This window comes from Methylomonas sp. AM2-LC, from assembly GCF_039904985.1.
Taxonomy (GTDB): domain Bacteria; phylum Pseudomonadota; class Gammaproteobacteria; order Methylococcales; family Methylomonadaceae; genus Methylomonas.
This window is the reverse complement of sequence record NZ_CP157005.1, coordinates 930,411-953,537: the sequence shown is the minus strand read 5'-3', so window position 1 is coordinate 953,537 and position 23,127 is coordinate 930,411. Positions and strand designations below refer to the sequence as shown.

The following is a 23,127-nucleotide window of genomic DNA, read 5'->3' as shown; positions in this document are numbered from 1 at the left end:
GACCTACAGCGTCGCGGTGACGATATTGGTAATGATCGTCGGTGCAGCGAACAGCCCGACACCGCTGGCGATCCCCAGTACAAAGCCCATCATGCTGCCTCTAACCACGCCGGCCACCAAGCCGACAATCACGAAGACGATGGCGATAATCCGGCCAAGCAAACCCTCGACCCAGCCAGTCAGCAAGGTCCAGACGTTGTTAAACTCGGTACCAGCCGTACCGGCCATGGTATCGGGCGCCATCATCACCAATAGCAAGGAAACCAGGGCGATGAACACCCCGGTTCGACGGTTAAATTTCATATCAAACGACCTCATGGGTTAATGAACAGACGGTTGCCCGTCCTATCTCGGACATATAGTCCGGCTTACCCAACAGTTGCCCGTGGCGTCTCGCCGATCCGAACGGTACCGGCGGTGGAGTAAATTTTTAAAATCTAATTTTTATTGGCGGCATTCAAAGGCGTTTGCTGCAAACCGCGCATTTCGCCATCGTTTGGTTCGGTATCCAGGCGTTTATCCGACGCACGTTGTTCAACCTGAAGTGGAACCAGGGTCGGACCGATTGCCGGAGCACTTTTACCGATCATCCAGCGCCTCGGTTCCAATTCGGTATACACATAATTCGACACCATCAAATCACCTTCATTGTCTTCCCAAGGCGCAATCCAGATACGCATCACCTGGGCAGGCGTGCGAATCGGTGTCGGATCGTCGATTTTCGGCATCGGTTGTTGTACTATCGGTGCAGTGGCGGCGATAGAAGTACCGGACATATTCGAGATGCTGCTTGACTCGGTGACTTGAGTGACTTCATTACCCTGACTCGACGCATCAATCCTGGCCGGTTCTGGTAAGGCCCTATCCGATAACAGATATGCTTGCGTCGTGGACAAACACTTGGGATCTTCAGGCATGCCTTTACAACCGTATTCGGTCGTAGCGCAGCCGCTGATGAGTAACGGTAACGGCAGAAGTAAAATGAATTTTGAGGCTATGGATTTCATGGCTTTTGCTCCACAGAGGGTGTCACCACAGGATTGGGCGTAACCGTCGACTCGACCAAAGGCTTGTTTTCCAACCAATCAGCCAACACATCCGGTGCGCCGCTATGGGTACGACCGTCAGGGGCGATCAGAAACGGTACACCCTGTAGGCCAAACAGCTTGGCGGTAACCACGGCTTTTTGCAGCGGTTCTTTATTACATTGCGGCGGGTTATCGCTGGGTAAGCCGGCATAATCCTGTTTCAACAGTCTGACTTTTGCCGATTCCTGGGCTTTTTTGTCTTGAGAAGACAATAGGCAAGCCAGTTGCACAACTATGTTCTGTGATTCCTGACCCAGCACCGGCACCATGACCAGTTTGAAGGTGTATTTGTCCTGCAAGGCTTGCAGGTCTTTAATGAGCTTGGCGCAATACGGGCAGCGTGGATCGATGATGACCAGCACCTTGTCCTTGCCATGTCCCACCGTCACCGGCCCCAGATCGTCGAGATTGAGTTTCATCCGCGACAGATCGATTCGGTTGGCGATACGATCAATATCCGGAATATCCTTGATTTCCTGTTGCGTCCAGACATCCAGCAGTTTGCCGCCATAGATGCCAAACCGGCCATTACTGGAGACAAACATTACCTGGTCACCGGTCTTGATCATTTTTAACCCGTTGATCGGCAAATCCTGCATGCCGTCGATTTTCGCGGACAATAAACCTGACGAGATACCTGATACAGTGGCTTTACCCGCATCAGCAGCTAAAGCAAGGTTTACCGGCATAAAGGCTGGTAAGATCAAAAACGGTAGAATGGAAAAAGGTAATCTATTCATAGTGTGCATCGGATTTGCAGGGTTCAGGGTTAAAATTGGAAATACGCTTGCATTCCATCCATTGCTTTAAGTCACTTAACATCAGGCTGGCACCTTCAATTTGAGCGCAGTGCCTTTTTGCACGATGAAGTTGACCTGCCGGGTGGCGTCGACTTCGATGACCGGGTAAATTTCTTCGGCCATGTCCATGTAAAAATGCGATAACCGTTCCATCGCATACCCGGCACCGCGCAAACTGCCGCCTTCCATTGACTGTGAGGAAAAGGCGCTTTGGAAGGGCGTAGTCCCGGACAGACTGCCGACACCTCCGGTCATCAACATTGGAATCTGGTTACGGCCAAAGGCGTCGGAAAAGCCACGCAGGAAACCGGCCATCATGGCTTGCGCCAGCAATGCGCCTTGTTTGGAAATCACCCGGCCTCGCACGCCGTTCTTGCCGTCCTCGCCAGTGGCGTAGGCATTCATCGGCACTTCAATCACACCGCCGTCCTGGCGAACACAGGAGAAAGTCTCCCCACGAAAATAGGCGCGCTCGGCGCTGAGATCACCAAAGCCGGATGCGAGCAAGAAACACTCACGTAAATCGGCATGAAAGCGGTTGGGCAAGATGGCTTCCTTCTTGATCCGGAACAGTACCGGCATCGGCTCTTTTTTCGATCTTTTGCCGGTGGGCGCATCCAGGCCATTGAGCAACACGCCGGTTAAAATAGTCCCGGCCGGAATGAACACCTCGCTGTGTTTGGCGGATGAGTCGGCGGCGGTTTTGATATCGGCCGCAGGATTGCCAGCCTTTTCATCCTTGATTACTCGAATCTGCAATACGGGTTGTGGCGCTTGGCCATTTTGACCAGCCTGTACGCCATTACTGACACCACTTTGGCGACCCGCATTCGCAACAGACCCAGGAATAGAGGCTTGTTCGAATACCCGGTTTAAATCGTCGTTTTCAGGTGCCAAGTGGCTTGCTTTTGGGTGGCGATAGTCACTGCCATTTGTGGATGACGAATTACCATTAGCCGTTGGTGTTGCACCATTTTCAGTTGAAGGTACTGTAGCGGCCGGCTTGTTTTTAATCGTCTCCAGTTCGCCGGCGACGACTTTCAATTTTGCGTCATAGGCTTCCCGTTCGGCTTCGGTCCATTGCCGGAAACGCTGTTCACCGGATTGATGTTCACGTTTTTGTTGTTCCTCAATCGCAGCCAGACGACGGCTTTGTTCGTCGTTCTTCTGCAGCAAATCCCGAAGTTGCGCCGAGATGCCGTCTATCCCCAAAGAACGCGGATCGCTGTCGGTCAGAATATGTTGAATAGTGGCCTGCTTGCTGGAGGGTTTTGCCACTTCCGGCGAAAATGATGCCAAAGCAAAGATGGCGGCAATGACCACTGTACCAATACTACCCACCGCCAGATTACGTTTGGCCGCAGGACTGAGCGTCGACCACCAGGAATTCATGTCGGCCATTAGTGGGTGCTCCGCTGCAACAACGATGGCCTGATCGCTGAAGCCTGTTCGGGGTTAAGGCGAAGCGCGACATACAGTTCGGTGGATTCATTGGGCGCCAGCACCACTTTTGGCCAGGCAGCCACGGCCAGCACTTCGTCCTTGGTGGTAGCACAGGAGCGCTCATCAAATTCGATCATTACCGCACCGGTATTGCGAACAACGCCAACCAGTATCAACATGTCCTGGCCTTCCAACACCTGGCCGGTCTTTATCTGTATCTGGTTTTGCAGGCAATGAATGTTCTCCGCGTGACTGGGATCGCGCAGAGAAAATCCCGCTGGTGTCTTTTGCAGACCCAGGTCGCGGAACAACTTTTTTAGATGGCTGATGTACTCCTGTTCATGGTCTGCAGGCTTTGACGTTGCAGTTCGGGATTGCTGTTGCACCTTGCTCAGAAGCTTGTAATTGTCTTTATCCAGACTTAGATGAATCTCGCGGGCCGGAATACGTTTTGGAATTAACGTCAACGATAAGGCAATGTCCTGGTTGTCGCCGGGTGTGATATATAAGGTGACTGGGGTTTCATCGGCGGTAGCGACGTAGACGATTTTGCCCTTGGTGCTGGTCGTGGCTTGGCTGGTTGTGGTCACGACGGGGTTTTCGAACGGTGTTACCAGGCGGTTTAGATGGCCGACTGCAATCGGCATTAATTCATTGATGCCGGGTTTGATCTGAATCTGTTGCGGACCGACTGATGAGGCTTGCAGTTCGGCAGCTTTTAGTACGCTGGCATCGACTGGCGGCAACTCGACTTGCATCGTTTCCGGAGAAGTATCGGCATGGGCTGATGCCGAAAGCGGCATGACCGGCATACTTTGACTGGATCCGGTGACAGGAATTTCAGGCGGCAGGATGGTTTGCGTTAATTCCTCGGCGGACAAGGTACCGCTGATGGTCAGCAATAAGGCAATATGACGGCAGGCTTTGATCATGGCTTGGTGGCTCGCTGTTGGGATTGCAGAACTTTCAGGCGTTCCAGGGTTCTGGGCTCTTCGGGATAGACATCGATAAACTCCAGACGTGGCCGATAGTTTTTGATGACGATGGTAAACTCGTAGGTGCGAGGCTTCACGTCCGGTTTAGAACTGGGACCCTGGCTTTTCAGTTCGCCGCTGACGAACACCTTGTCGGTCTCAGACTCGTAATCCACATGTCTGGGCGTAAAACTGATGGCAACTCTATCCATCTTGATGGCCTTGATCTGATCGGTCATGGCGTCCAGCACGGTGCGGTAAATGTCCGGCGCCAACAAAGGTTCGATAGCGGTTTTCAGAAAATCGGCATTGGCGGGCGTGGTATTGCCCAGCAGTTCGGCCAGAAACAGGCCCCAGGACTCCTTGAATTCGCTAGAGGCGGAAGTACGGGTAACCTCTACTTCCTTGGTCAGTGTTGGCGGTACCAGAATAATGCTGCGCTCGGTCCGCCAGGCTGCCAGGGAAGTAATCACGCAGATTACCAGCAAGCCGATGATGATCACTCGGCTAAAACGGTTCTCGGTCTCGTGCCCATCCCAGGTTTCCAGGAAGTCAGACAGCCTCATGGATAAAATCTCCGGATGTAGGGATTGGGAATGGTGATCGCTTTGCTGGGCAACAGCCCCAACCAATAGACGGCGTGCAAGGTGTAGCCGTCTGGACGGTTATCCCGAAAACGGCGGTAGAATTTAACAGCGATGACGGCCAGGACCAGAGCAGGAATAAACTGATCGATCAACATGCCGGTCATCATGCAGACCATGAACGGCACCATCTCATCCGCGCTCCACAACAGAATGTGGATCGGGTCGTCAATGGTTTGGGGGATGGCTACGGGTTCCATAATGATCTCCGGTTAGGGTGATCATTATTTTGCAAGGAATTTTTTGGATGTGACTTGCAAAAAATCTCTAATTGTTCATTTTTTGCAAGCTAGGGTTGAATAATTTGTGCTAATAAGGTTCTCACCTTCATTACCAAAACCTGTTTTATGTTCATGACTTCTAAACATCAGTCGGCAAAATGGCAACAAATGCAAACTACAAGAGTACAAAAACTTAAGGTTTTTGCATTTAGACTGTTTGTTCAAATGGGCTTTATCATGCTAGGATTTTCAACTATTTCACCCATCAAAGGAAATGCTAAATGGACATCTTCTCAATTAATGCGAACCATTTATTACCCTGGTATAGGCCGCTTTTAACATTTATTTTTAGTGAAACAGGCTTAATTTTGCTGTTATTGATTATTGATTGGCAACTTGGATTCCCCGTTTAGTTGTTAGGTGCTTATATTACAGATGACAAAATCAGAACTTATCACCCTGATCGGTACTAAACAACAGCATTTAAATCAAAGAGACGTAGAACTCGCTGTAAATACCATCATACTGACATTGACAAATTCCGTCGCCAGTCAGGAAAGAATTGAGATTCGCGGCTTTGGCGGCTTTACAACGCTTGATCGTAAAACTCGTATTGGTCGCAATCCAAAAACAGGGGAAGCCGTCAGCGTACCAAATCGACGAGCAGTCCACTTTAAACCGGGACTTGATTTGCGTCAAAAAGTCAATGCATCACGACTCGAATATAAAATCAGGGATTTATAGTTTTTAGACAAAAAAAATCCGGCTCAAGGGATTGGCCGGATTACAGAGAAGGAAAGGTAGTGCTACATCTTCAAGCGTTGAACATATGCTAACAGTTGTTGGCTGCATTGAAAATGTGACCATTTGCCGCAGACTGAAGCCGAAATATTACTGAAGCCAAGTGACCTGATAATGGGTTCATTAGTCTATTTTTTTGCACTTGTTGGACATAATTTTAATTGTGAAATACAATTCGTAGACCTGCAGCAGGGAAAAAATCGATTCAATAGAATTGCAACCTTGCTGTTAGGGAGCGCAGCGACCGGTAAGCCGGTAGAACAACAAAAAAACGCAAGAAATTCAATTGCCGTTTTTTTTATGGCAGACGTCCATCAAAAAACATAATAAACATCACCGGACGAAGCCCACCACATTGGTGGGCTTTTTTATGGCATACACGTTTAGATAGATGTTCGAGATTCTGGTTTACAGCTCGTTTTTCAACGAGCAACCAATTGATTGCATGATCAGTTCATGCATCCCTTAAAAGTCAATCATACGGAGAACTATTAATACTGAATACTAATCGACCCCATCGCGGTTCGCGGTGCACCGTAACTGGCAGTGCCTGCAAAAGTGCCACCACCGTTATTACCCTGATTTATCGCGCTGTAATAACGTTGATCCAAAACATTATCGATATTGAATTGTACTGTGACCTTTGACTTGCCAAAATTACGACTATAAGCCGTCATTAAGCCAAGGGTTGCATAGCCAGGCACATGAGTTTGAGGTAACTGAAGAGGAAGGCCGGAGAAACCTACTTGACCATCTCGAACTATGACTCCACCACCGAACTTGAGTCCTCTTAAATCAGCATCCTGAAGTTCATCCTAAAAAAATCAGTTGAGTTAGCTACTGCCGCTTAATTTCAGCATGAATTTGACTAAACACTGAGTATGAAATCTTGCGATTAATACCCACAAGCGAACAAGTCAGGCGGTTTTAAAAGCGCTCCCTGCAAGTATTTTTTCATGGCTTCACTCAAAATCCGGTACCAGCATTGCAGAGGTGTCAACTGCGGCGCAATTGCTTTTAGATCATCAAAAAACTCGCTAACACGTTGATAAGCCGCTCTTACATAGGAAGCTCTGCCATGTGTACTGGTAATTGTGAGGGTCTTTTGAGCGGCATGACTGGTTTGTTTGCCCACTCCATGAAGCAGCAGAGGCCTGGATACAATAGCTTCATAATGTTTTTCAGGTTCTGCCAGCCTGACAAACAAGGACCACCAGTTATAGATCAACGCAATCATCCGGGCAATTAAACGGCAAGGCTTGATTTTTTGGGTCACGAACCCGCCCCAGCCCCATTGGTTTTTAATTTCATCGAAGTTATTTTCACAATCGGCCCGATCCCGGTAATGCTGAACGATGCTGATGACCTCGGAATTTAACGAGGTCACCAATACACTATATTCAAAAGCAGCCATGCTTTCGGCGGGCTCTATCAGAGAAAGCTGCTCAGGCAGTGCTTTCTGCGTATCCGGTGCGACGACTATGCTTCTGGATAAACGTCGCCGGACCAAAACCACACGACGAGGCTGTTTCCATGTGCTCAGCTTGAGTTCAGTCGATAACGCTTCCCAGCCATCAACGGTTCGCTCCCATCCCGCACGGCAATGTTGTTGTAGAATCAGCTTTTTAACGTTGGCGGATTGTCGAAGCTTGAATAGGTAGTTGATGCCTCGCTTCTCGGCTTCCGTCATGATAGGGTCGCTACCCCAGTCACAATCGCCGCGAATAAACTTAGGCCAGTCCGAACGAGGTATTCGTTCAAGTATTGTCCATAAAGCAGGCGCAAAATAGGCTGATGAACTTAGGTTGCCGGCTTGAACCTCAACATCAAGGATCAAGCGCAGGTTCGCAATCATATAAGTGTGATAGGTATGCGAGGGACGACCCGGTTTGTGGGGATTGTAACCGACGACGGCTCCTTCCTGTTTGCCATACAAAGGTTTAACCGTCACATCCGAATCCAGTATCCAGGGCTGACTGAGCAGCGGGCTATAACAGCGATACAAGTGGTCTTGCAGCCAGCGGATGCCCGCTTTCTCATCTATTCTATTCAGCGCTCTGCGAGCACAGTCATCACTTACGACCTTTGACATCCCTAACAATTTAGCGTTAACGCTATCACCCATTAAGCTGGTGATATGAGCATACCGCGTGTGGCCGGCCAAGATCGACAATAGAAATGACCCCAGTACATTCACTTTTTGGGGGGCATTATTGCTCTTATAGGTCAGCGGGCATGCATCAACCCAAGGTTCGAATAAGTGCCCGATCTTTAGATACTGGATGAAAAAAGGCAGTTGTCCCAAGGGGGTTACTTGTGCCTGCGGGTCCCACTCAATGTGGATTTTTCCATCGAATGTGTCGGCAACCAGAGAGGCAATTTCGCGCTTTTTGAGACTGACTTCCTGATCACCATTTGGGTGAACAACTTTTGGAGGTAATACCATGGCTGAGCTCACGTAATTCGCAATGTCATGATTATAGGCCTTACTTCAACCGATTTTTTTAGGTTCATAGGTACTCCAAAAACTGCCGGTATTACGTGGCACGTTAACCATACGATCACCAACATTGATGTTACCAAGTGGGTCGTTGTTAGAATTGGTTTTAGTAATAATGATATCGACATTGGCATAGGTGGCAATCGCGTTCCAGCCCGGCAGAATTTCACCTTGGATATCCAATTCCGGCCCCCGGCTTCGGACAGCACCGATTGCAAGCGAACAGGAACCGGGGCCATTGCCGCAATCATGGGCCAAATTCGGATCACCAGTGGCGACATTGGTTTTAGTCAAATCGTAATAAGCTAAGGTGGCTCGCAAACGACCGTCAAAAAATTCGGTTTTGATGCCGCCTTCGTACTGCGAGGCGCTGGTGGCTGCAACAGGGGTAAATGAATTTTGAGCACTCCAGACTAAACCGCTATTAGCGCCAAAACTCTCTGCATAGTTGGCATATAGACTAACCCAGTTTTGTGGGTGCCATAAAATGCCGACTCTGGGCGTCACAGCATCCTGGGTGGAGGCAGCAGTTCCGGAAACGACATCTTGCGATGTTTGAATATAGTTTTGATGAAGATACTGATAACGAATTCCACCGGTGACATGCACATCATAGGGCAACTTGATTTGGTCTTGACCATATAGGCCATATTGGTCAAATCGCTGCTGATAGCCGGTAATATTGTCAGCACCAAATATAAATGGCAACTGGCCGGGATGAACCGGATTGTAAGGATCAATCAAAGTATATAATGGACTGGTGTCATTTCTATTGGTATTATTTAGACGATAATAATCTCCCCCCAACAGTAGCGTGTGTTTCAATCCAAAAGTATCAAAATGGCCGGTCAAATCCAGATTGGTGGAATAAGTATTGTTTTGGGTGGCATTTGAATATGTTGTCCGAAGTACCTCAAATCTGCTGAACGGTTGATAGGCTAGCGGGGTGACCGCATTCAGAATATCGGGGGAATACGCTCCAATCGAACTAAAAAGATTTGCCGTATTACTTATCTGGTTGACTGAAAAGCGGTGTTTAATAGCCCAGTCGTCATCAAATTGGTGCGACCAGTTCAAGCCACCAAAAAAGGTTTCTGTGTTTACTGGCGAGTATTCTCCATAATTACGGCTTAAAGGAACAGTGAGAAGCTGATTGTTGATAAATGGGTTCACATAGCCCCCAACCCCTTGGTGATTACGATTGTATTCAAACTCAACAGTGGCTTGGGTTCTTGGGCTGATATTCCACTTTAGTACTGGCGCTAAAAATAGATCTTCATTGTTGACAAAGTCCTGCCAGTTACCGTTGTTTTGGTAAGACATATTCATCCGGTACAGCACATCTTTGTTGCCGGCGATGGGGCCTGAGGCATCCGCAGTGGTTCGGTAGTTATCATAAGTGCCGAATTGCTGACTGAAAGCATAATAGGGTGTTGCCAGCGGCTGCTTGGTCACCACATTGACCATGCCGCCCGGCTCGACCAGTCCATACAGGATAGCCGCCGGACCTTTCAGTACCTCGACCGATTCGACGTTAGCCAATGTCCGATTCCCTTGTTGCAACCTAAAGCCATTGCGTAAATAAGTTGATGAAACAAAGCCGCGAATGGTGATGTCTGTTTGCGTTCCACCGAGAGTCGTTGTGTCGTCCCCCCCATCACCTCCAGTAGTATTGGTGATAACTCCACTGACATTTTTCAAGGCGTCCGCCAGCGTAATCGCTTGCTGATCTTTCATCACCTGCTTGGAAACAACCTGAACGTTCAGAGGCGTTTCCATGATGGGGGTGTCCGTTTTCGTGCCGACGTTGGCGTCGGGAAGAACATAATCTTGGTTGTAGGGGTCTTTGACATCGTAAACGGCGTTGCCGACCACATTGACTTTAGGCAAGGTAATCGGGTCGGCCTGATTAATCGGGGATACGGCAGGCGCGACCGCTTTCTCCAGCGTAATTGTCTTGCTGTTACTGTAACGGTAGTTCAAGCCTGAACCTTGCAACAACTTTTGCAAGGCGTCCTCCGAAGTATAACGGCCTTTCAGTTCCGGCGACTTGATTTGACTAGCGATATCCCCTTCGTAAAGTACTTGCAAACCGGTGGCCGCAGAAAAGCGTATCAACGCGCCAGCGAGTGATTGTGCGGGGATGTCGAACGGAATAATGGCCTGCTCTGCGGCTAGCGTCATCATCGGGGTCAACAAACCGGCGGCCAGCAACAAGTTTATATAGGGCCGGCAACCCGTATCCAGGGATTTCATGTTTCATTCTCCTTTGTTGATGAGTGGTCTCCCAACAAAGACGAACGACCCCTATGATTTTACTTAGTCAGTCTGTAATTTTTTTTTAGAACAAAATAAATAGGTAGTCATTCCGAAGTTGGGCGTATATATTGCGAAAGTACATTTCAGACTGACAGAGGAAAGAGTTATGCAAACAGCACGAATTTTTACCAATGGAAATACTCAGGCTGTTAGCTTGCCAAAGGACTTCCGTTTCGATGATGAGGAAGTGGTCATCAAGAAACTGGGCGACATGGTTGTGCTTTTGCCCAAACGCTACCGAACAGAAAGTTTAATGGACATGTTGCTGGAAATTGGGCCGCAGTGTTGGCGCTAATTGAAAATTGACCACCCGTGCTAATCGAAAATTGACCAGGGATTATGTTAGGCAGATTACTATACTGCGCAGTAATAGTCGACCAGACTGAGTGAGTTTTGCCCCCTTTTTTTAAATAAGTTATTTTCGAATACGGATAATTTCATACTAGTCCTCCGTGCTTGCCGTTATTGTTTCTGCTATTGGCAAAGACCGTTTGGACGATTCCCTGGATTTAATGCGTTCTTTGGCTATAGCGCTACTTTCCTTAAACCGAAAGGATTCATTGCCGGTTTCGATAATATGGCAATGATGCGTTAGGCGATCCAGCAGTGCTGTTGTCAGTTTGGCATCAATAAACACGCTACTCCATTCTGAGAACGTCAAATTGGTTGTGATTATGACGCTGGTACGTTCATAAAGCTTAGAGAGCAGATGGAACAGGAGTGCACCACCTGCCTGTGAAAAGGGTAAATAACCCAACTCGTCCAAGATGACTAAGTCCACCTGCATGAGCATCAGCGCCAGTCGTCCTTGTTTACCAGCTGCTTTTTCCTGCTCCAGTGTGTTAACTAATTCAACGGTGGAGAAAAAGCGCACCCGCTTGCTGTGCTGCTGGATACCACAGACGCCCAGTGCTGTGGCCAAATGGGATTTTCCGGTTCCGGTGCCCCCCACTAATACCAGGTTCTGTGCAGCATCGGTAAATGTCAAGGTTGCCAGTGTATGGATCAGTGACGGGTCTACTTTAGATTGACCGAAATCAAAGCCTAGCAAATCGCGGTGAATCGGAAATTTGGCTGAACTCATCTGATACCGGATGGTGCGGATGCCCCTATCTATTGATTCTGCCTGTAACAATTGGTCGAGCAACCATTGTGTCGAATGGATCAATTCAGCCGTGTCTGCTCGGTTTTGCGTCTGTAATTCGGCGTAACATGCCGCCATGCCATATAATTTCAGGGCTTTAAGTTGGCTGATAATATCAGACATAATCCACCTCTTGATCACTTAGGCTGTCATAACGTGCAGTGTCAGCCAGTGGCTCTTCATTAAGCTTTAAGTCGGTTTCCACTTGAGCAGGGATAGGTATATCATTCAGTCGGGACAGGACGTTAACCACCTGTTCGAGACTCGTCACCCCTACATCCAATAATTGTTTAACAGCACTCAATACGGTTTCTAAGCCATGCACCGGAACGGCGGCTAGCACTTTAGCCATAATCCGATCACCTTGTTGCCGTTCCCGGTGGCGTAACGCTGTTCGCAGTTGCGCAAACAGCAACGGCATATCTTCAAAAGGCGCACCGTTACGCAATGCCCCCGGCTTTTTTTCAATCAGCGGAATATAGTGCTGCCAATCATAGCTGACTTGATCACGAGCCAACAGACGCGTATGGCGAGCAACGACGTCACTCTCGGTACAGATGTCGACCTTATCGGCATAAAGATGAATGGTGGCTTTACGGTTAGCGAGATGACAGGGTGCCGAGTATTGGTTGCGCTCCACGGTGACCAGACAGGTACTCGATACCCGAGCCAATATCTCGATGTAGCCATCGAAAGGTGTTGGCATGGGCATAAGATAAATTTGCTCTTGCTCGAGTGCATCGGCTACCGTAATACCCGCATAATTCGGATGTTCAATTTCTGTCCAGAGGGCGCGGCATTTCAGATCAAGCCAGGCATTCAGCTCTGCAAAGGTACTAAAGCACTGTGTTTTGGCCTCTATCCAGACTCGACGCCTGGCATCCTGGACATTCTTCTCGATAATGCCTTTTTCCCAGCCGGAAGCCACATTACAGAAGTCCGGTTCAAACAAATAATGCGCCGTCATGGCGTAAAAACGCGAATTTATGACGCGACCATTACTTTTTTTGATGACTTTGTCGACCGCCGTTTTCATATTATCGTAAATACCGCGCTTGGGTATTCCACCCAGTGCAATGAAGGCTCGGGTATGCGCGTCGTAGAGCATTTCCTGGGTTTGCGTGGGATAGGCGGACAGAAAAAATGCGCGACTGGCGCACAGCTTGGTATGCGCCACTTGAATTTTACGATGGATACCGCCGATCATTTGCCATTCTTCGCTCCAATCAAATTGGAACGCTTCGCCAAGCTCGAATTTGAGCGGCACATAAGCGGATTTGCCTGCAATGATCGAATCGTTTCGCCAATCGCGGATATAAGCGGTAAGAAGAGAGTAACTACCGGCATAACCTTCTTTTTTGATCGTTTCAAACAACATCAATCCAGTACGACGATCTCGTTTAGCGCGCTGCGCATCTACGTTTAATGCCAGCAACAATACGGGAATATAAGCTGTCAACTTGCTATTAACTCGGGATCGTTTGGGATACTTGTAGTCATCTGGGTTGCTTTCTTTAACCCAGGCCTTAATGGTGTTTCGCGACAGACTGGTCTGCCGTTGAATTTCACTGATGGACAGGTGGTCGCGATGAAACAACCGTCGAACTTTTGCGAACATTGACATGTAATGCACTCTCGTTTTGCTCCTGCCTAAAACATAGGCAGGATACGTGAATTGCCTGGTCAATTTTCGATTAGCACAACACTCTATAAATGATCAATTTTCAACTAGCGCCAACACCGCAGGAGATCGAGCACCAACAGCCTGCCGAACATCAGGAACGCAACTTTGAGTCAGAACAATAATATCAGTCCACCCGGCAGACTCAGCGTATTGGCATGCAAAGTAGTTTTGAGCGCATCCACGACCGCATCGGCATCACGACTATCGAAAACACCACTGATGATACGGCCTGCCAAAGCAGTTTTAATGGCGACGATGCGTCCGCTGCGATAGCGATTAATTTCCGCCAATACCTGTGACAGCGATTGGTGATTAAACACCACCTGGCCGCGCCGCCAAGCAAAGCTATCGTCGTTTTCGACATTAAGCACTTCCTCTAATCGACCGTGTGTGTAAGCGACTTGCTGCGATACTTTTACCAAAGTGGATGAGGTATCCGCCCTCACCTCAACGGCGCCTTCGTTAACGGCAACCCGTAAATCGTCATCCTGTTTTCTGACACTGAAGGCAGTACCGACAGCTCGGGCATCAGCCCGGCCACCGTTAACAATGAAAGGCCGAGCCTTGTTGGGCGCAACTTCGAAATAGGCTTCGCCCCGTAATAATTCGATTCGGCGTTGCTGTTCGTTGAAATTTACAGAAAGCGCTGTGTCCGTGTTTAAAGTCAAGCGTGAACCGTCTTCCAGAGTAACGCTGAATTGTTCGCCTGGGGCGGTATGGTAATCGCTTTGCCAGTCTTGCATCCGTAACGGCAGTTGCCAAACAGCAAGCGTTAACAGCAAACTCAAGCAACAGGCAGCGGCAATCGGAATGCGAAAATTGTGCGCAGATAGATTAGATTCAACGCATCCGGATTCCGTCGAATTCTTTCCTGGAATTACAGCAGCGCTGTTCGCTTTGGGATCACCTGACTGGTCGGCAATAATCCGGCTGTATACTCTTTCGGCAGGCATTTCCAACAACATCCACAGTTTACGGGTACGATCATAGGCTTCGGCATGTTGCGGATGGGACTGATACCATTCTTGAAAACGGCTGCGCTCTTCGGCACTGACATCGTCTGCCTGTAATCTGGCAAACCAGGCGCTGGCCTGATCGGAAACGGAAGAGGATGATTCAAACTTGTGAGTCATAATGGAGATAAAGCCTTAATGCAAGGAAGTATATAATGCCAAAACATAAACAACGTTGGAAAGTTGCATCAAAGCGAATCGATCCGCTCTTTTAGCAACTTCAAGGCCTTGTAAACATGATTTTCTACTGTGCGCCCCGAAATGCCTAGCTCTTTGGCAACTTCCGAATAGCTTTTGCCTTCCACCCGGCACAGTAAAAATACCGTTCGGCATTGTAATGGCAATTCATAAATGAGTTTCTCCAACATTTCCATTTGTTGTAGTCCTGACAACACCGTATCCGGTTCTGGATGCGTGCAGATTATCTCCTCTGTGACACTGCCGCCATCACGCTTATGCTCGCGTGTAACACCGCGCAGATGGTCCAGGGCCAGATTATCGGCAACTCTATAGACGAACGCACGTTTATTGACTATTTCACTGTCATTAGGAATGCGGGCAATGCGTAAATACGTTTCCTGTAACAAATCGTCGGCAGCCTCGTCGCAACTGACCTTATAGGTCAAAAATTGCAGCAACTCGCTTTGATGCCGCAAAAAAGTCGCCAACAAATTTTCTTCGCCAATCGTAATCATCGGGGGAAACAGCAAGATAACAAATATCGCATGTGCATTTGGCGAAGTTTTTGCATTGATAAAGTAATGGTATTGGGAATAACTTGAGCACGACGCATTCAGGCTGATAACTTGAATGCCAAGAGAAAAAGCAAACAATTTTTATGCCAAAATAGACGATATCATTTGGCGAGCTACAGAAAGCATCCTTGCATTATTTACGAATCCAGAGCTGAAAAGGGTTATAGCTTATGCATTGGGTATTGCAGATAAGGCGGCGGCATTAGGCGAACTAAATAAACTTGAAAAACTGATGGGTAAAAATACGGCATATCACCTATTCGACTGTGTGATATGACACAGCTATAGAATTCGCACTGTAGGTTGACGGCTCCAGACAACCACACGACATATTAGTGGTGTATAATACACCTTCTAACGTGTATAGGAGAGCGCCATGCGTACTAATATTGTCCTTGATGAAGCGCTAGTGAAAGAAGCCACTACACTGACCGGTGCCGCCAGTAAGCGCGAATTGGTTGATCTGGCCTTGCGTGAATTGATTCGTTCCCGCCGCAAGAAAAACTTGTTTGAGCTTGCCGGGAAAATTCAACTAACTGACGATTACGATCACAAAGGACTGCGAGAACTGCGGCATGATCCTGATTGATACATCGATTTGGATTCATGTCTTTAGGGATAAAACCAGGGAATATAGCCCGCGTTTGTATGAATACATCGGCGATCAAGCGATTGTTTTGACCCGATTCCAACAATTGGAATTACTTCAAGGTTGCCGGGATGAGCGGGAATGGAACTTGCTCAGCGAGTATCTTGACGGGCAGGATTACATTGAAGCACAAATTTCTACCTGGCAGGCAGCGGCGAGACTCTATTTTGATCTGCGTAGACAAGGTCTTACTATACGCAGTCCGATTGATTGCTGTATTGCACAAATTGCGCTGGAGAATAGTTTGTTGCTGGTACATGATGACCGTGATTTTATTACGATTAGTCAGTTTGTTCCGTTACAACATAAACAGTGGCGTTTACCCTAAATATCATTTTATCTTACATCGCGGCTGATTTATCTTGAGCGCCAAAATCCACCCAAGTGTTATTACCGCTCTCATTAGATTAGTTGCGATAAAAGTGTTTGTGCCGGCACTTTGACGGGCGTGTTTACTGAAAAACAATCCACTGGCACAAAGGGCATATTCAGGCAGACTTGAAACGCATGCTCGGCTCCGGTTTTATCTTGAAACCAGGCCAGGTTTGCGTTTAGCGCAGCACTTTCCGAAGATTTCACTTCTACTAAAAACCAAGGACGACCATTTTTAGAGATTAAAAAATCCACTTCTTTCTGATCCTTGGTCCGCAGGTAATAGAGCCCAAAGTCGCCCATCCCCAAATCATTCCACCAATGTACGGCTTTGAGTAAATGGCTGGCAATAAAGTTTTCGGCTCGCATACCACTGTCGCTGATCAAAGACCAGTCCCATAAGTAGGTTTTTGGTTCTTTGCGTAACGAACTGGCAATATTAGTGCTCCAGGGCCGGATACGGAAACAAAAATAAAAACTCTCCAAGGTATCGAGCCAGCGACGTATGGTGTCTACCGAGACACGAATTTGGGTTGCCAGCGTAGCGTAACGTGTCACTTGTCCAGTTTGGGCGCTGAGCAAGCGACTGAGAACTTCTAATTGCGCTAATTCCTGTACATTTGAGCCGTCCCGAATATCTTCCTGGATGAGCTGTTTTGAGCGCAAATTGTGCCAACGCAAGCTAAACCGGGGATTGGCTTTGATGTAGGGTTCTGGAAATCCGCCAAACTGATACAACTTATCAAAACTGTCAGCGGCTATTGGCTGCGGTAGCTGGATCAATTGTTCGCAGTCAATCGCTTGATTGCATACCTCACCAACAGTTAATGGATGCATACACAGATGGAAGTAGCGTCCCATCAAACTATCGCCACCTTTCTTAAAAATATCCAATCTTGCGCTACCCGTCACCAGAATATGCACTTGCTGTTCGTAACGGTCGAAAAAACCTTTTAAAAAATCTTTCCAATGTCGATATTTATGCAGCTCATCAAAAACTATCAACGTTTTTTCCGCACGTAATTGATCTAGGCCGAGCGCAGAAACCAGAGCATTAGTGCCTGCCAAAATCAGCTGGCGATGTTCAACATCATCCCAATTCAGATAGTGACCGTTGTGGTCTTGGCATAACTGTCTGGCTAAGGTTGTTTTACCGACTTGCCTTGGGCCGGATACAAAAAGCATTTGCCGATTCAAAAACAGCTCGTTTGATATTTGTTTGCCATATAGACGTTTCATTCCAAAATAAGACTCATCGTAAAAAAGTTAAAACTATTTTACGATAGATAAGAAATAAAGGTAAGGTTAAAACTCAACCCGAATAGACCCCATAAACGTGCGAGGCACGCCATAAGCAGCAATACCGGAGTTATATCCGACAGAAGTACTATCCGTCGACGAATAAGTGGCGGCAGAGGTATAGTAGAGCTTATCCAGAAGATTGTTGATATTAAACTGTACGCTGACCTTCGACTTGTTGCCCAACTTCAGGCTATATGCCGCCAGCAGATCGACGGTTGCATAGCCGGCGGTAGTGGGGGCGGTATTGTCTCGACCGATAGATTGAGCAAGCGTGCCATCTCGTAGTGTGACACCGCCACCGACCTTAAAACCTTTCAGTGGGTCTTGCTGAAAATCGTAGGTGTTCCACAGGCTGGCGGTATTTCTGGGCACCCCCCAATAACGGCTACCGACTGCAGGATAATCGCTGGTACCCGTTTTAGTAACGATAATGTCGGTGTTGGCGTAGGTGGCAATCGCGTTCCAACCCGGCAGGATTTCCCCCTGAATATCCAGTTCCGGCCCCCGGCTACGAACCTCGCCGGTTAATTGACTACAGCCTCCACCGCCGCAAACGTGTAGTTGGTTGGGATCGGCAGAGGCGACGTTTTGTTTGGTCAAATTATAATAAGCAAAGGTGCTACGCAGCCGCCCGCCGAAGAACTCGTTCTTGAAGCCGACTTCCCATTGCTGGGAGCTGGTGGGCCCTGCCTGTTTACTAGTCGTATCATTAACATAAACCAATAGACCTCCGCCGTTGGCGCCAAAATTCTCGGTGTAGTTGCTGTAGAGGCTGAGCCATTTTTGCGGCTGCCACAACAAACCGACTCTGGGCGTCACCGCATCCGCCGATAACGATGGACCGGTATATGACACTAAATTATTACGCGTTACATTAAAACCTTGGTGAATATTCTGGTATCTGAATCCACCCGTGACATGGACATCATAAGGCAATTTAATCTGGTCTTGCAGGTAAAGGCCATACTGGTCGGTTTGAGTGTTTGATGCTGGGGTTGTATAGGGTGACTGCGGATCTATTGACAATCCACAGGTGATGGTGGCACATGGGGTCGGATTAAGGATATTGTTGCCGACAAAATTATAAAGGCTGCTACCCTGAGAGTTTGCAGTATCCACGCGATAATAGTCGCCACCCAGCAGCAAGGTGTGTTTAAGCCACGCCGTATCGAAATGCCCGGTCAGATCCATGTTGGTGGCATAGGTGTTGTTTGTGGCATTGTTTTGAAATAAACCAAGGGCCATTTGATCGGCTGGCGCTCCAGGAACAAAATAGGTGGCTAAGAGTGGTGCTAAAACACTTATCCCCAAAGCATTTGAATTTGAGTGATTCACAGACATGCTATGCTTGATAGACCAGTCGTCATTGAATTGATGCGACCAGTTGGCACCGCCAAAAATGTTATCCAGCTTTTTTGGCGCGGGCGCGCCATAGTTGCGGTTGATGGGGGTATACATAAATTGATTATTAAGGAGCGGTACGGCTGAGTTATCCAGGCCTAAATTATCGTGGCTATATTCCAGTTCTCCAGTCACCTGAGTTCTGGGGCTGATGTTCCATTTCACGATCGGCGCGATGTAGAATTTCTCGTTATTGACATAATCACGGAACGAACCGCTGTTTTGATAAGACATGTTTATCCGGTACAGCACATCCTTATTGTCGGTAACAGGACCAGTGGCATCGACGGTCGTCCGGTACAGATCATAGGACCCGAATTGCTGGTTAACCGCGTAGTAAGGAGTTGCCAGCGGTTGTTTGGTGATCACGTTGACCATGCCTCCTGGCTCTACCAACCCATACAAAATGGCAGCAGAGCCTTTCAACACTTCAACGCTTTCCACATTCGCCATCTCGCGAGTGTCTGAGCCTTGCTGGAGACGGAAACCGTTACGGAAATAGGTGTCTGAGGCAAAGCCGCGCATCACGATGGATTGATTGACGCCAGTGTCCCAACCTTGGCCGATAGAACTACTATTCAAGCTAACACCACTGACATTTTTCAATGAATCACCCAATGTAATCACCTGCTGATCTTTCAAAACCTGTTTGGAAATCACCTGTACGTTCAACGGCGTTTCCATAATCGGCGTATCGGTTTTGGTGCCAGCAGTGGCGTTTGGTAGTACATAGTCTTCGTTGTAGGGATCTTTAACATTGTATACGGCAGTGCCGACTACATTGACTTTCGGCAAAGTCGTTGGGTCAGCCTGATTACTCTGTGGCGTGGCAGGTGCGTTCTCTATCGTTACTGTCTCTTTATCCGTGTACTTATATTGTAAACCCGTGTCATTCAGCAATTTTTGCAAACCCTGTTGCGCAGTGTATTTACCATTTAGTCCGCTGGTTTTGATGTTTTTGGTCATCTCAGCGCTATAAAATATCTTTAGTCCACTGGTTTGCGAAAATTCCAATAGAGCATCAGCCAAAGACTGTGCGCCAATATTAAAGCCAATGAGGGTTTCGGCGGCACAAAGTGGTGTTGCAATCAAAACCGGAATCGCGGTTAAACAAATCGGAATAAATCGGGGAAAATGCGGGCTCATCTAAGTTCCTGGTCACAAATGGTAGAATCGCGAGAGCATTTCCAGGCATACCTGGTCCGATCTTCGCGTGTACATAGCTATGACGCTGGCGACGAGCAGTTTTATAACCCGTGGGATGAAATTATTTTTAAAATTTCACTTTGGGGGGCTTCCGGCAGGAAATTTGGAGAGCAAAACAAAACGTGGAACAAACGGGTGCGCCCAACCAGACTGGCTATTCACTGCGCGCGAACACTATGTTCCAGTTAAAAAAACCAAACTGTTGAACAGACGATACTCTTTAGCCGCCAAGGTTTTTTCTATGGTCGCTAGTGCCGCATCGGGATCGGAGGAATCGAAGACGCCTGTCACTAAATGTTCGGCCAAGCTGTGGTCCATAATGACAATTTTGCCTGAGCGGTAACGGTTGAGTTCGGTTATGACCTGCTGAAGCGGTTGATTTTTGAAAACCAGTAAGTGCTCCTGCCAGGCTTTGGTTTGCTTTAAATTGACATTTTCAATGGGGCCAATTTGCTGATTAGACAAAGCAATACGCTGACCTTCTTCTAATCGATCAACCGTTTCGCCTTGCTGAAAAGTCACACGTACGCTGTGTTCATAAACGGTAACTGCCATATCCGCATCGAGTTGCTTAACCTCAAAAGCGGTACCCAAGGCGCGAACCCGGCCGCTTTCAGTTTGTACCTCGAAAGGTCGCTGAGCATCGGCGGCAACCTTGAAATAGGCTTCGCCCTGTAAGCTAATATTGCGCTGCCGGCCGGAATAATCCACCGATAATGATGAGTCTGTATTGAGCAGTACCGTAGAGCCGTCACTTAATGCTAGCGTTTTTAGCTCGCCTTTGCCGGTGTGATAATCGGCAAATTTGAGCGGTAAGCTTGTAAATCCGAGCCACACAGCCAACAACAAGCATGCAAAAGCAGGAAATCCCCAAGCATTAAAGAGTTGCAGCGGATTTTTTTTGGCTACCGGTTTTGCTTGGGTAACTGGTTTAACGTTTGCGGCTAAACGCTGTTCCAACATCGCAGCTTGCGAGGCGCTAAGCGTATCGATTTTTTGCCACCAGACCTGGGCTTTTTCCCATGCCAGCCGATTTTCATGGCTGGCAGCCAACCATTGTTCAAAAGCCAACTGTTGCCCTTGATCGAGCAGCGGGGAATTGAGTAGAGCCAACCAATAATCGGCTTGCTCGGCAGCGCTACCGGTCGGCGGCAAGGGGTCGATCTGATTCATGGGGTAACCGTTTGATAGTGTCATCAAATTATAAGACGATATGATCGATAACGAATATCACCATAAGATCTTTTGTATCGTCCGGTATATAAAAGTTGGCTGTAGTTAATCTAAATCACCGAGCCGTTGCCGACAATGCGCCATTGCCCTGGTCACATAATTGAAAACCATGGTATTTGAAATGCCGAGTTTCTGTTCCACTTCCGCATAGCTGTAGTGCTTAACTTTAAGCATGATAAAAACTTCACTACATTTGGGTGGCAACTCCGCTAGCGCCGAAATCAACTGTTCAAGCTGTTGCTGAGATATGGCGGTACGCTCCACCGAAAGCCTGGGGTCTTCGATTTCGCTGATCGTTTCACCATCCTCGGCATCTATGTCTTGATGGTAATGACGCGAACGGCTGCGCAAATAATCAGTCGTTAGATTGGCCGCAATCCGAAAAATAAAAGCCCGCGGATTCTCCACTGTGGTTTTGCCATCGTATCCGGCATAGCGAAGAAAGGTTTCCTGAAAAATATCTTGTGCCGTATCGTTACAACCGAGTCTCTGGGATAAATAACGCATTAGCTCTTGACGATGTCTTTGCATCAAAACAGCAATATCGTTAACAGAAAATTCGAGCATTATGCATTTAGGGTAAGAAATCCGAATCGTAGGGAATACTAAAGCAATTTTTATGCAAAGATTAACGATGCCGTTATGAGATTGATAATAAAGCATGTATTTATATCTCAAAAGCCAGCGTGCAATAGGGTTGTAGACGAGGTATTAGCTATTACAGTTTAGAGTCTGCACTAGGGGAACTGAATAATCTTGCTGTGCTGATGGATAAAAATGCGGCATATCACCTATTTGGACTGCGTGAAATCACACAGTTTTTAAGTAAGCTATTCATTCGATACTTTGAATTAGGCGAGCTTATCCAATTTGAGATGGTAACGGGTCTGCTTCCTTTGGCCTGTTCGGACTAATGCAATTTTGTTTCCGGTTTGTAGATAACCTAAATTCGCTTCTGAGTATTAGCCAACAGCACATTAGTTGCCCAAGCCACGATGATGACCCCAACCGGAACCGATTGAGGTGGTACCGGAAAAGGCAGCGTCACGCCAACAAACAGTAAATACAGGGCTCCCAAAATCGCATATAGACTATAACGATGCGCCATGGGACTTGGATAATCGAAGTTGGTCTGGCTTATTTTGCGCCTGACGATGCCGTCAATACAGAATGGCAACAAAGTAACCGCCAAAAACGGAAACCAAATACAGGCCATGATGAAGCGTTTAATCATCTGATAAACCGTATCCCAAAGCACATCTAACCGGCTCTGAATAAAAGGGAAAAGATCATGCCGGCCGACATCCTCAAACCCCTTGGACATTTGCCGTTCGCGTTCAGTCGGAATAAAGTAATGGTAGACATTTTCGCGGATACCGGTTTTGACGAAAAACTTGTCGAACCAGTGTTGCGTGGTTTTGCGGATCTCGGCGTCTTTTTCCTTTCCAAAGTAGTCGATCAGCATTTTGTCTTCAACGGCTTGAATTTCCCTGGTCCATTCATCGGATACAAAACCGGCTACCAGGATGATTTCCAATAACCAGATCATCAAACTGACCAGAATGTTCCGTTGCATGG

General features: G+C 47.7%; 26 protein-coding genes. 7 read left to right on the top strand and 19 right to left on the bottom strand.

Annotated features, from left to right (window positions below; genetic code table 11):
• Positions 1-3 precede the first annotated feature (3 nt).
• The 7 genes from traA to traL form a co-directional block, all read right to left on the bottom strand.
• Complete coding sequence (gene traA / locus ABH008_RS04430; protein WP_347988644.1) at positions 4-303, bottom strand: TraA family conjugative transfer protein; 300 nt, start codon at positions 301-303, stop codon at positions 4-6.
• A 134-nt stretch (positions 304-437) separates the two neighbouring features.
• Positions 438-1,007 (bottom strand): type IV conjugative transfer system lipoprotein TraV, encoded by a 570-nt coding sequence (gene traV, locus ABH008_RS04425; protein ID WP_347988643.1) that lies wholly within the window; start codon positions 1,005-1,007, stop codon positions 438-440.
• The gene (locus ABH008_RS04420; protein WP_347988642.1) at positions 1,004-1,837 is read right to left on the bottom strand and encodes a DsbC family protein; all 834 of its coding nucleotides are present in this window, start codon (positions 1,835-1,837) and stop codon (positions 1,004-1,006) included. The genes traV and ABH008_RS04420 overlap by 4 nt, the downstream gene beginning before the upstream one ends.
• Positions 1,838-1,909: 72 nt before the next feature.
• Complete coding sequence (locus tag ABH008_RS04415) at positions 1,910-3,289, bottom strand: TraB/VirB10 family protein (RefSeq protein WP_347988641.1); 1,380 nt, start codon at positions 3,287-3,289, stop codon at positions 1,910-1,912.
• Entirely contained in the window at positions 3,289-4,263 is a 975-nt protein-coding gene (locus ABH008_RS04410; RefSeq protein ID WP_347988640.1) for a type-F conjugative transfer system secretin TraK, read from the bottom strand. Before ABH008_RS04410 ends, ABH008_RS04415 begins: the two co-directional genes overlap by 1 nt.
• Entirely contained in the window at positions 4,260-4,871 is a 612-nt protein-coding gene (locus ABH008_RS04405; protein WP_347988639.1) for a TraE/TraK family type IV conjugative transfer system protein, read from the bottom strand. Before ABH008_RS04405 ends, ABH008_RS04410 begins: the two co-directional genes overlap by 4 nt.
• A complete protein-coding gene (traL, locus tag ABH008_RS04400) occupies positions 4,868-5,149 on the bottom strand; it encodes a type IV conjugative transfer system protein TraL (RefSeq protein WP_347988638.1) in 282 nt (93 codons plus the stop codon). The genes ABH008_RS04405 and traL overlap by 4 nt, the downstream gene beginning before the upstream one ends.
• Before the next feature lie 153 nt (positions 5,150-5,302).
• On the opposite strand from traL, the gene ABH008_RS04395 reads away from it, so the two are divergent.
• The 3 genes from ABH008_RS04395 to ABH008_RS04385 all read left to right on the top strand — a co-directional run bounded on the left by ABH008_RS04395 (position 5,303) and on the right by ABH008_RS04385 (position 6,298).
• On the top strand, positions 5,303-5,509 hold the full coding sequence (locus tag ABH008_RS04395; protein ID WP_347988637.1) for a hypothetical protein: 207 nt from the start codon (positions 5,303-5,305) through the stop codon (positions 5,507-5,509).
• A gap of 96 nt (positions 5,510-5,605) precedes the next feature.
• Positions 5,606-5,914 (top strand): HU family DNA-binding protein, encoded by a 309-nt coding sequence (locus ABH008_RS04390; protein ID WP_347988636.1) that lies wholly within the window; start codon positions 5,606-5,608, stop codon positions 5,912-5,914.
• 171 nt (positions 5,915-6,085) lie between these two features.
• Positions 6,086-6,298 (top strand): hypothetical protein, encoded by a 213-nt coding sequence (locus ABH008_RS04385; protein WP_347988635.1) that lies wholly within the window; start codon positions 6,086-6,088, stop codon positions 6,296-6,298.
• A gap of 164 nt (positions 6,299-6,462) precedes the next feature.
• On the opposite strand, the gene ABH008_RS04380 is transcribed toward ABH008_RS04385, so the two are convergent.
• From ABH008_RS04380 to ABH008_RS04370, 3 genes are all read right to left on the bottom strand, one after another.
• Entirely contained in the window at positions 6,463-6,675 is a 213-nt protein-coding gene (locus ABH008_RS04380) for a hypothetical protein (protein WP_347988634.1), read from the bottom strand.
• A 191-nt stretch (positions 6,676-6,866) separates the two neighbouring features.
• Positions 6,867-8,417 carry a transposase gene (locus tag ABH008_RS04375; RefSeq protein ID WP_347988633.1) on the bottom strand — a complete coding sequence of 517 codons (1,551 nt, stop codon included), beginning with the start codon at positions 8,415-8,417 and terminating at the stop codon, positions 6,867-6,869.
• 45 nt (positions 8,418-8,462) lie between these two features.
• Positions 8,463-10,727, bottom strand: coding sequence for a TonB-dependent receptor (locus ABH008_RS04370; protein WP_347988632.1), 2,265 nt, complete (start codon positions 10,725-10,727; stop codon positions 8,463-8,465).
• A gap of 169 nt (positions 10,728-10,896) precedes the next feature.
• Between ABH008_RS04370 and ABH008_RS04365 the strand changes: the two genes are divergently transcribed.
• Entirely contained in the window at positions 10,897-11,085 is a 189-nt protein-coding gene (locus tag ABH008_RS04365; protein WP_347988631.1) for an AbrB/MazE/SpoVT family DNA-binding domain-containing protein, read from the top strand.
• A 147-nt stretch (positions 11,086-11,232) separates the two neighbouring features.
• Here the strand turns inward: ABH008_RS04365 and istB are convergent, their stop codons facing one another.
• From istB to ABH008_RS04345, 4 genes are all read right to left on the bottom strand, one after another.
• A complete protein-coding gene (gene istB, locus ABH008_RS04360; RefSeq protein WP_347988630.1) occupies positions 11,233-12,057 on the bottom strand; it encodes an IS21-like element helper ATPase IstB in 825 nt (274 codons plus the stop codon).
• Positions 12,050-13,558: an IS21 family transposase gene (gene istA / locus ABH008_RS04355; RefSeq protein WP_347988629.1), complete on the bottom strand. Its 1,509-nt coding sequence runs from the start codon at positions 13,556-13,558 to the stop codon at positions 12,050-12,052. Before istA ends, istB begins: the two co-directional genes overlap by 8 nt.
• A 170-nt stretch (positions 13,559-13,728) precedes the next feature.
• Positions 13,729-14,751: a FecR family protein gene (locus tag ABH008_RS04350; protein WP_347988628.1), complete on the bottom strand. Its 1,023-nt coding sequence runs from the start codon at positions 14,749-14,751 to the stop codon at positions 13,729-13,731.
• A gap of 68 nt (positions 14,752-14,819) precedes the next feature.
• Entirely contained in the window at positions 14,820-15,326 is a 507-nt protein-coding gene (locus ABH008_RS04345) for an RNA polymerase sigma factor (protein WP_347988627.1), read from the bottom strand.
• Between the two features lie 115 nt (positions 15,327-15,441).
• Here ABH008_RS04345 and ABH008_RS04340 point away from each other — a divergent pair, with 115 nt between their 5' ends.
• The 3 genes from ABH008_RS04340 to ABH008_RS04330 all read left to right on the top strand — a co-directional run bounded on the left by ABH008_RS04340 (position 15,442) and on the right by ABH008_RS04330 (position 16,363).
• The gene (locus ABH008_RS04340) at positions 15,442-15,663 is read left to right on the top strand and encodes a hypothetical protein (protein WP_347988626.1); all 222 of its coding nucleotides are present in this window, start codon (positions 15,442-15,444) and stop codon (positions 15,661-15,663) included.
• A 99-nt stretch (positions 15,664-15,762) separates the two neighbouring features.
• Complete coding sequence (locus ABH008_RS04335) at positions 15,763-15,975, top strand: type II toxin-antitoxin system VapB family antitoxin (RefSeq protein ID WP_347988625.1); 213 nt, start codon at positions 15,763-15,765, stop codon at positions 15,973-15,975.
• A complete protein-coding gene (locus ABH008_RS04330) occupies positions 15,962-16,363 on the top strand; it encodes a PIN domain nuclease (RefSeq protein ID WP_347988624.1) in 402 nt (133 codons plus the stop codon). Before ABH008_RS04335 ends, ABH008_RS04330 begins: the two co-directional genes overlap by 14 nt.
• Before the next feature lie 74 nt (positions 16,364-16,437).
• Here the strand turns inward: ABH008_RS04330 and ABH008_RS04325 are convergent, their stop codons facing one another.
• The 5 genes from ABH008_RS04325 to ABH008_RS04305 all read right to left on the bottom strand — a co-directional run bounded on the left by ABH008_RS04325 (position 16,438) and on the right by ABH008_RS04305 (position 23,125).
• Complete coding sequence (locus tag ABH008_RS04325; protein ID WP_347988623.1) at positions 16,438-17,646, bottom strand: ATP-binding protein; 1,209 nt, start codon at positions 17,644-17,646, stop codon at positions 16,438-16,440.
• Between the two features lie 66 nt (positions 17,647-17,712).
• Positions 17,713-20,256 (bottom strand): TonB-dependent receptor, encoded by a 2,544-nt coding sequence (locus tag ABH008_RS04320; RefSeq protein ID WP_347988622.1) that lies wholly within the window; start codon positions 20,254-20,256, stop codon positions 17,713-17,715.
• 234 nt (positions 20,257-20,490) lie between these two features.
• Entirely contained in the window at positions 20,491-21,489 is a 999-nt protein-coding gene (locus tag ABH008_RS04315; protein ID WP_347988621.1) for a FecR family protein, read from the bottom strand.
• A gap of 105 nt (positions 21,490-21,594) precedes the next feature.
• A complete protein-coding gene (locus ABH008_RS04310; RefSeq protein ID WP_347988620.1) occupies positions 21,595-22,080 on the bottom strand; it encodes an RNA polymerase sigma factor in 486 nt (161 codons plus the stop codon).
• 412 nt (positions 22,081-22,492) lie between these two features.
• Positions 22,493-23,125 (bottom strand): DUF4400 domain-containing protein, encoded by a 633-nt coding sequence (locus ABH008_RS04305; protein ID WP_347988619.1) that lies wholly within the window; start codon positions 23,123-23,125, stop codon positions 22,493-22,495.
• Between the last annotated feature and the right edge of the window lie 2 nt (positions 23,126-23,127).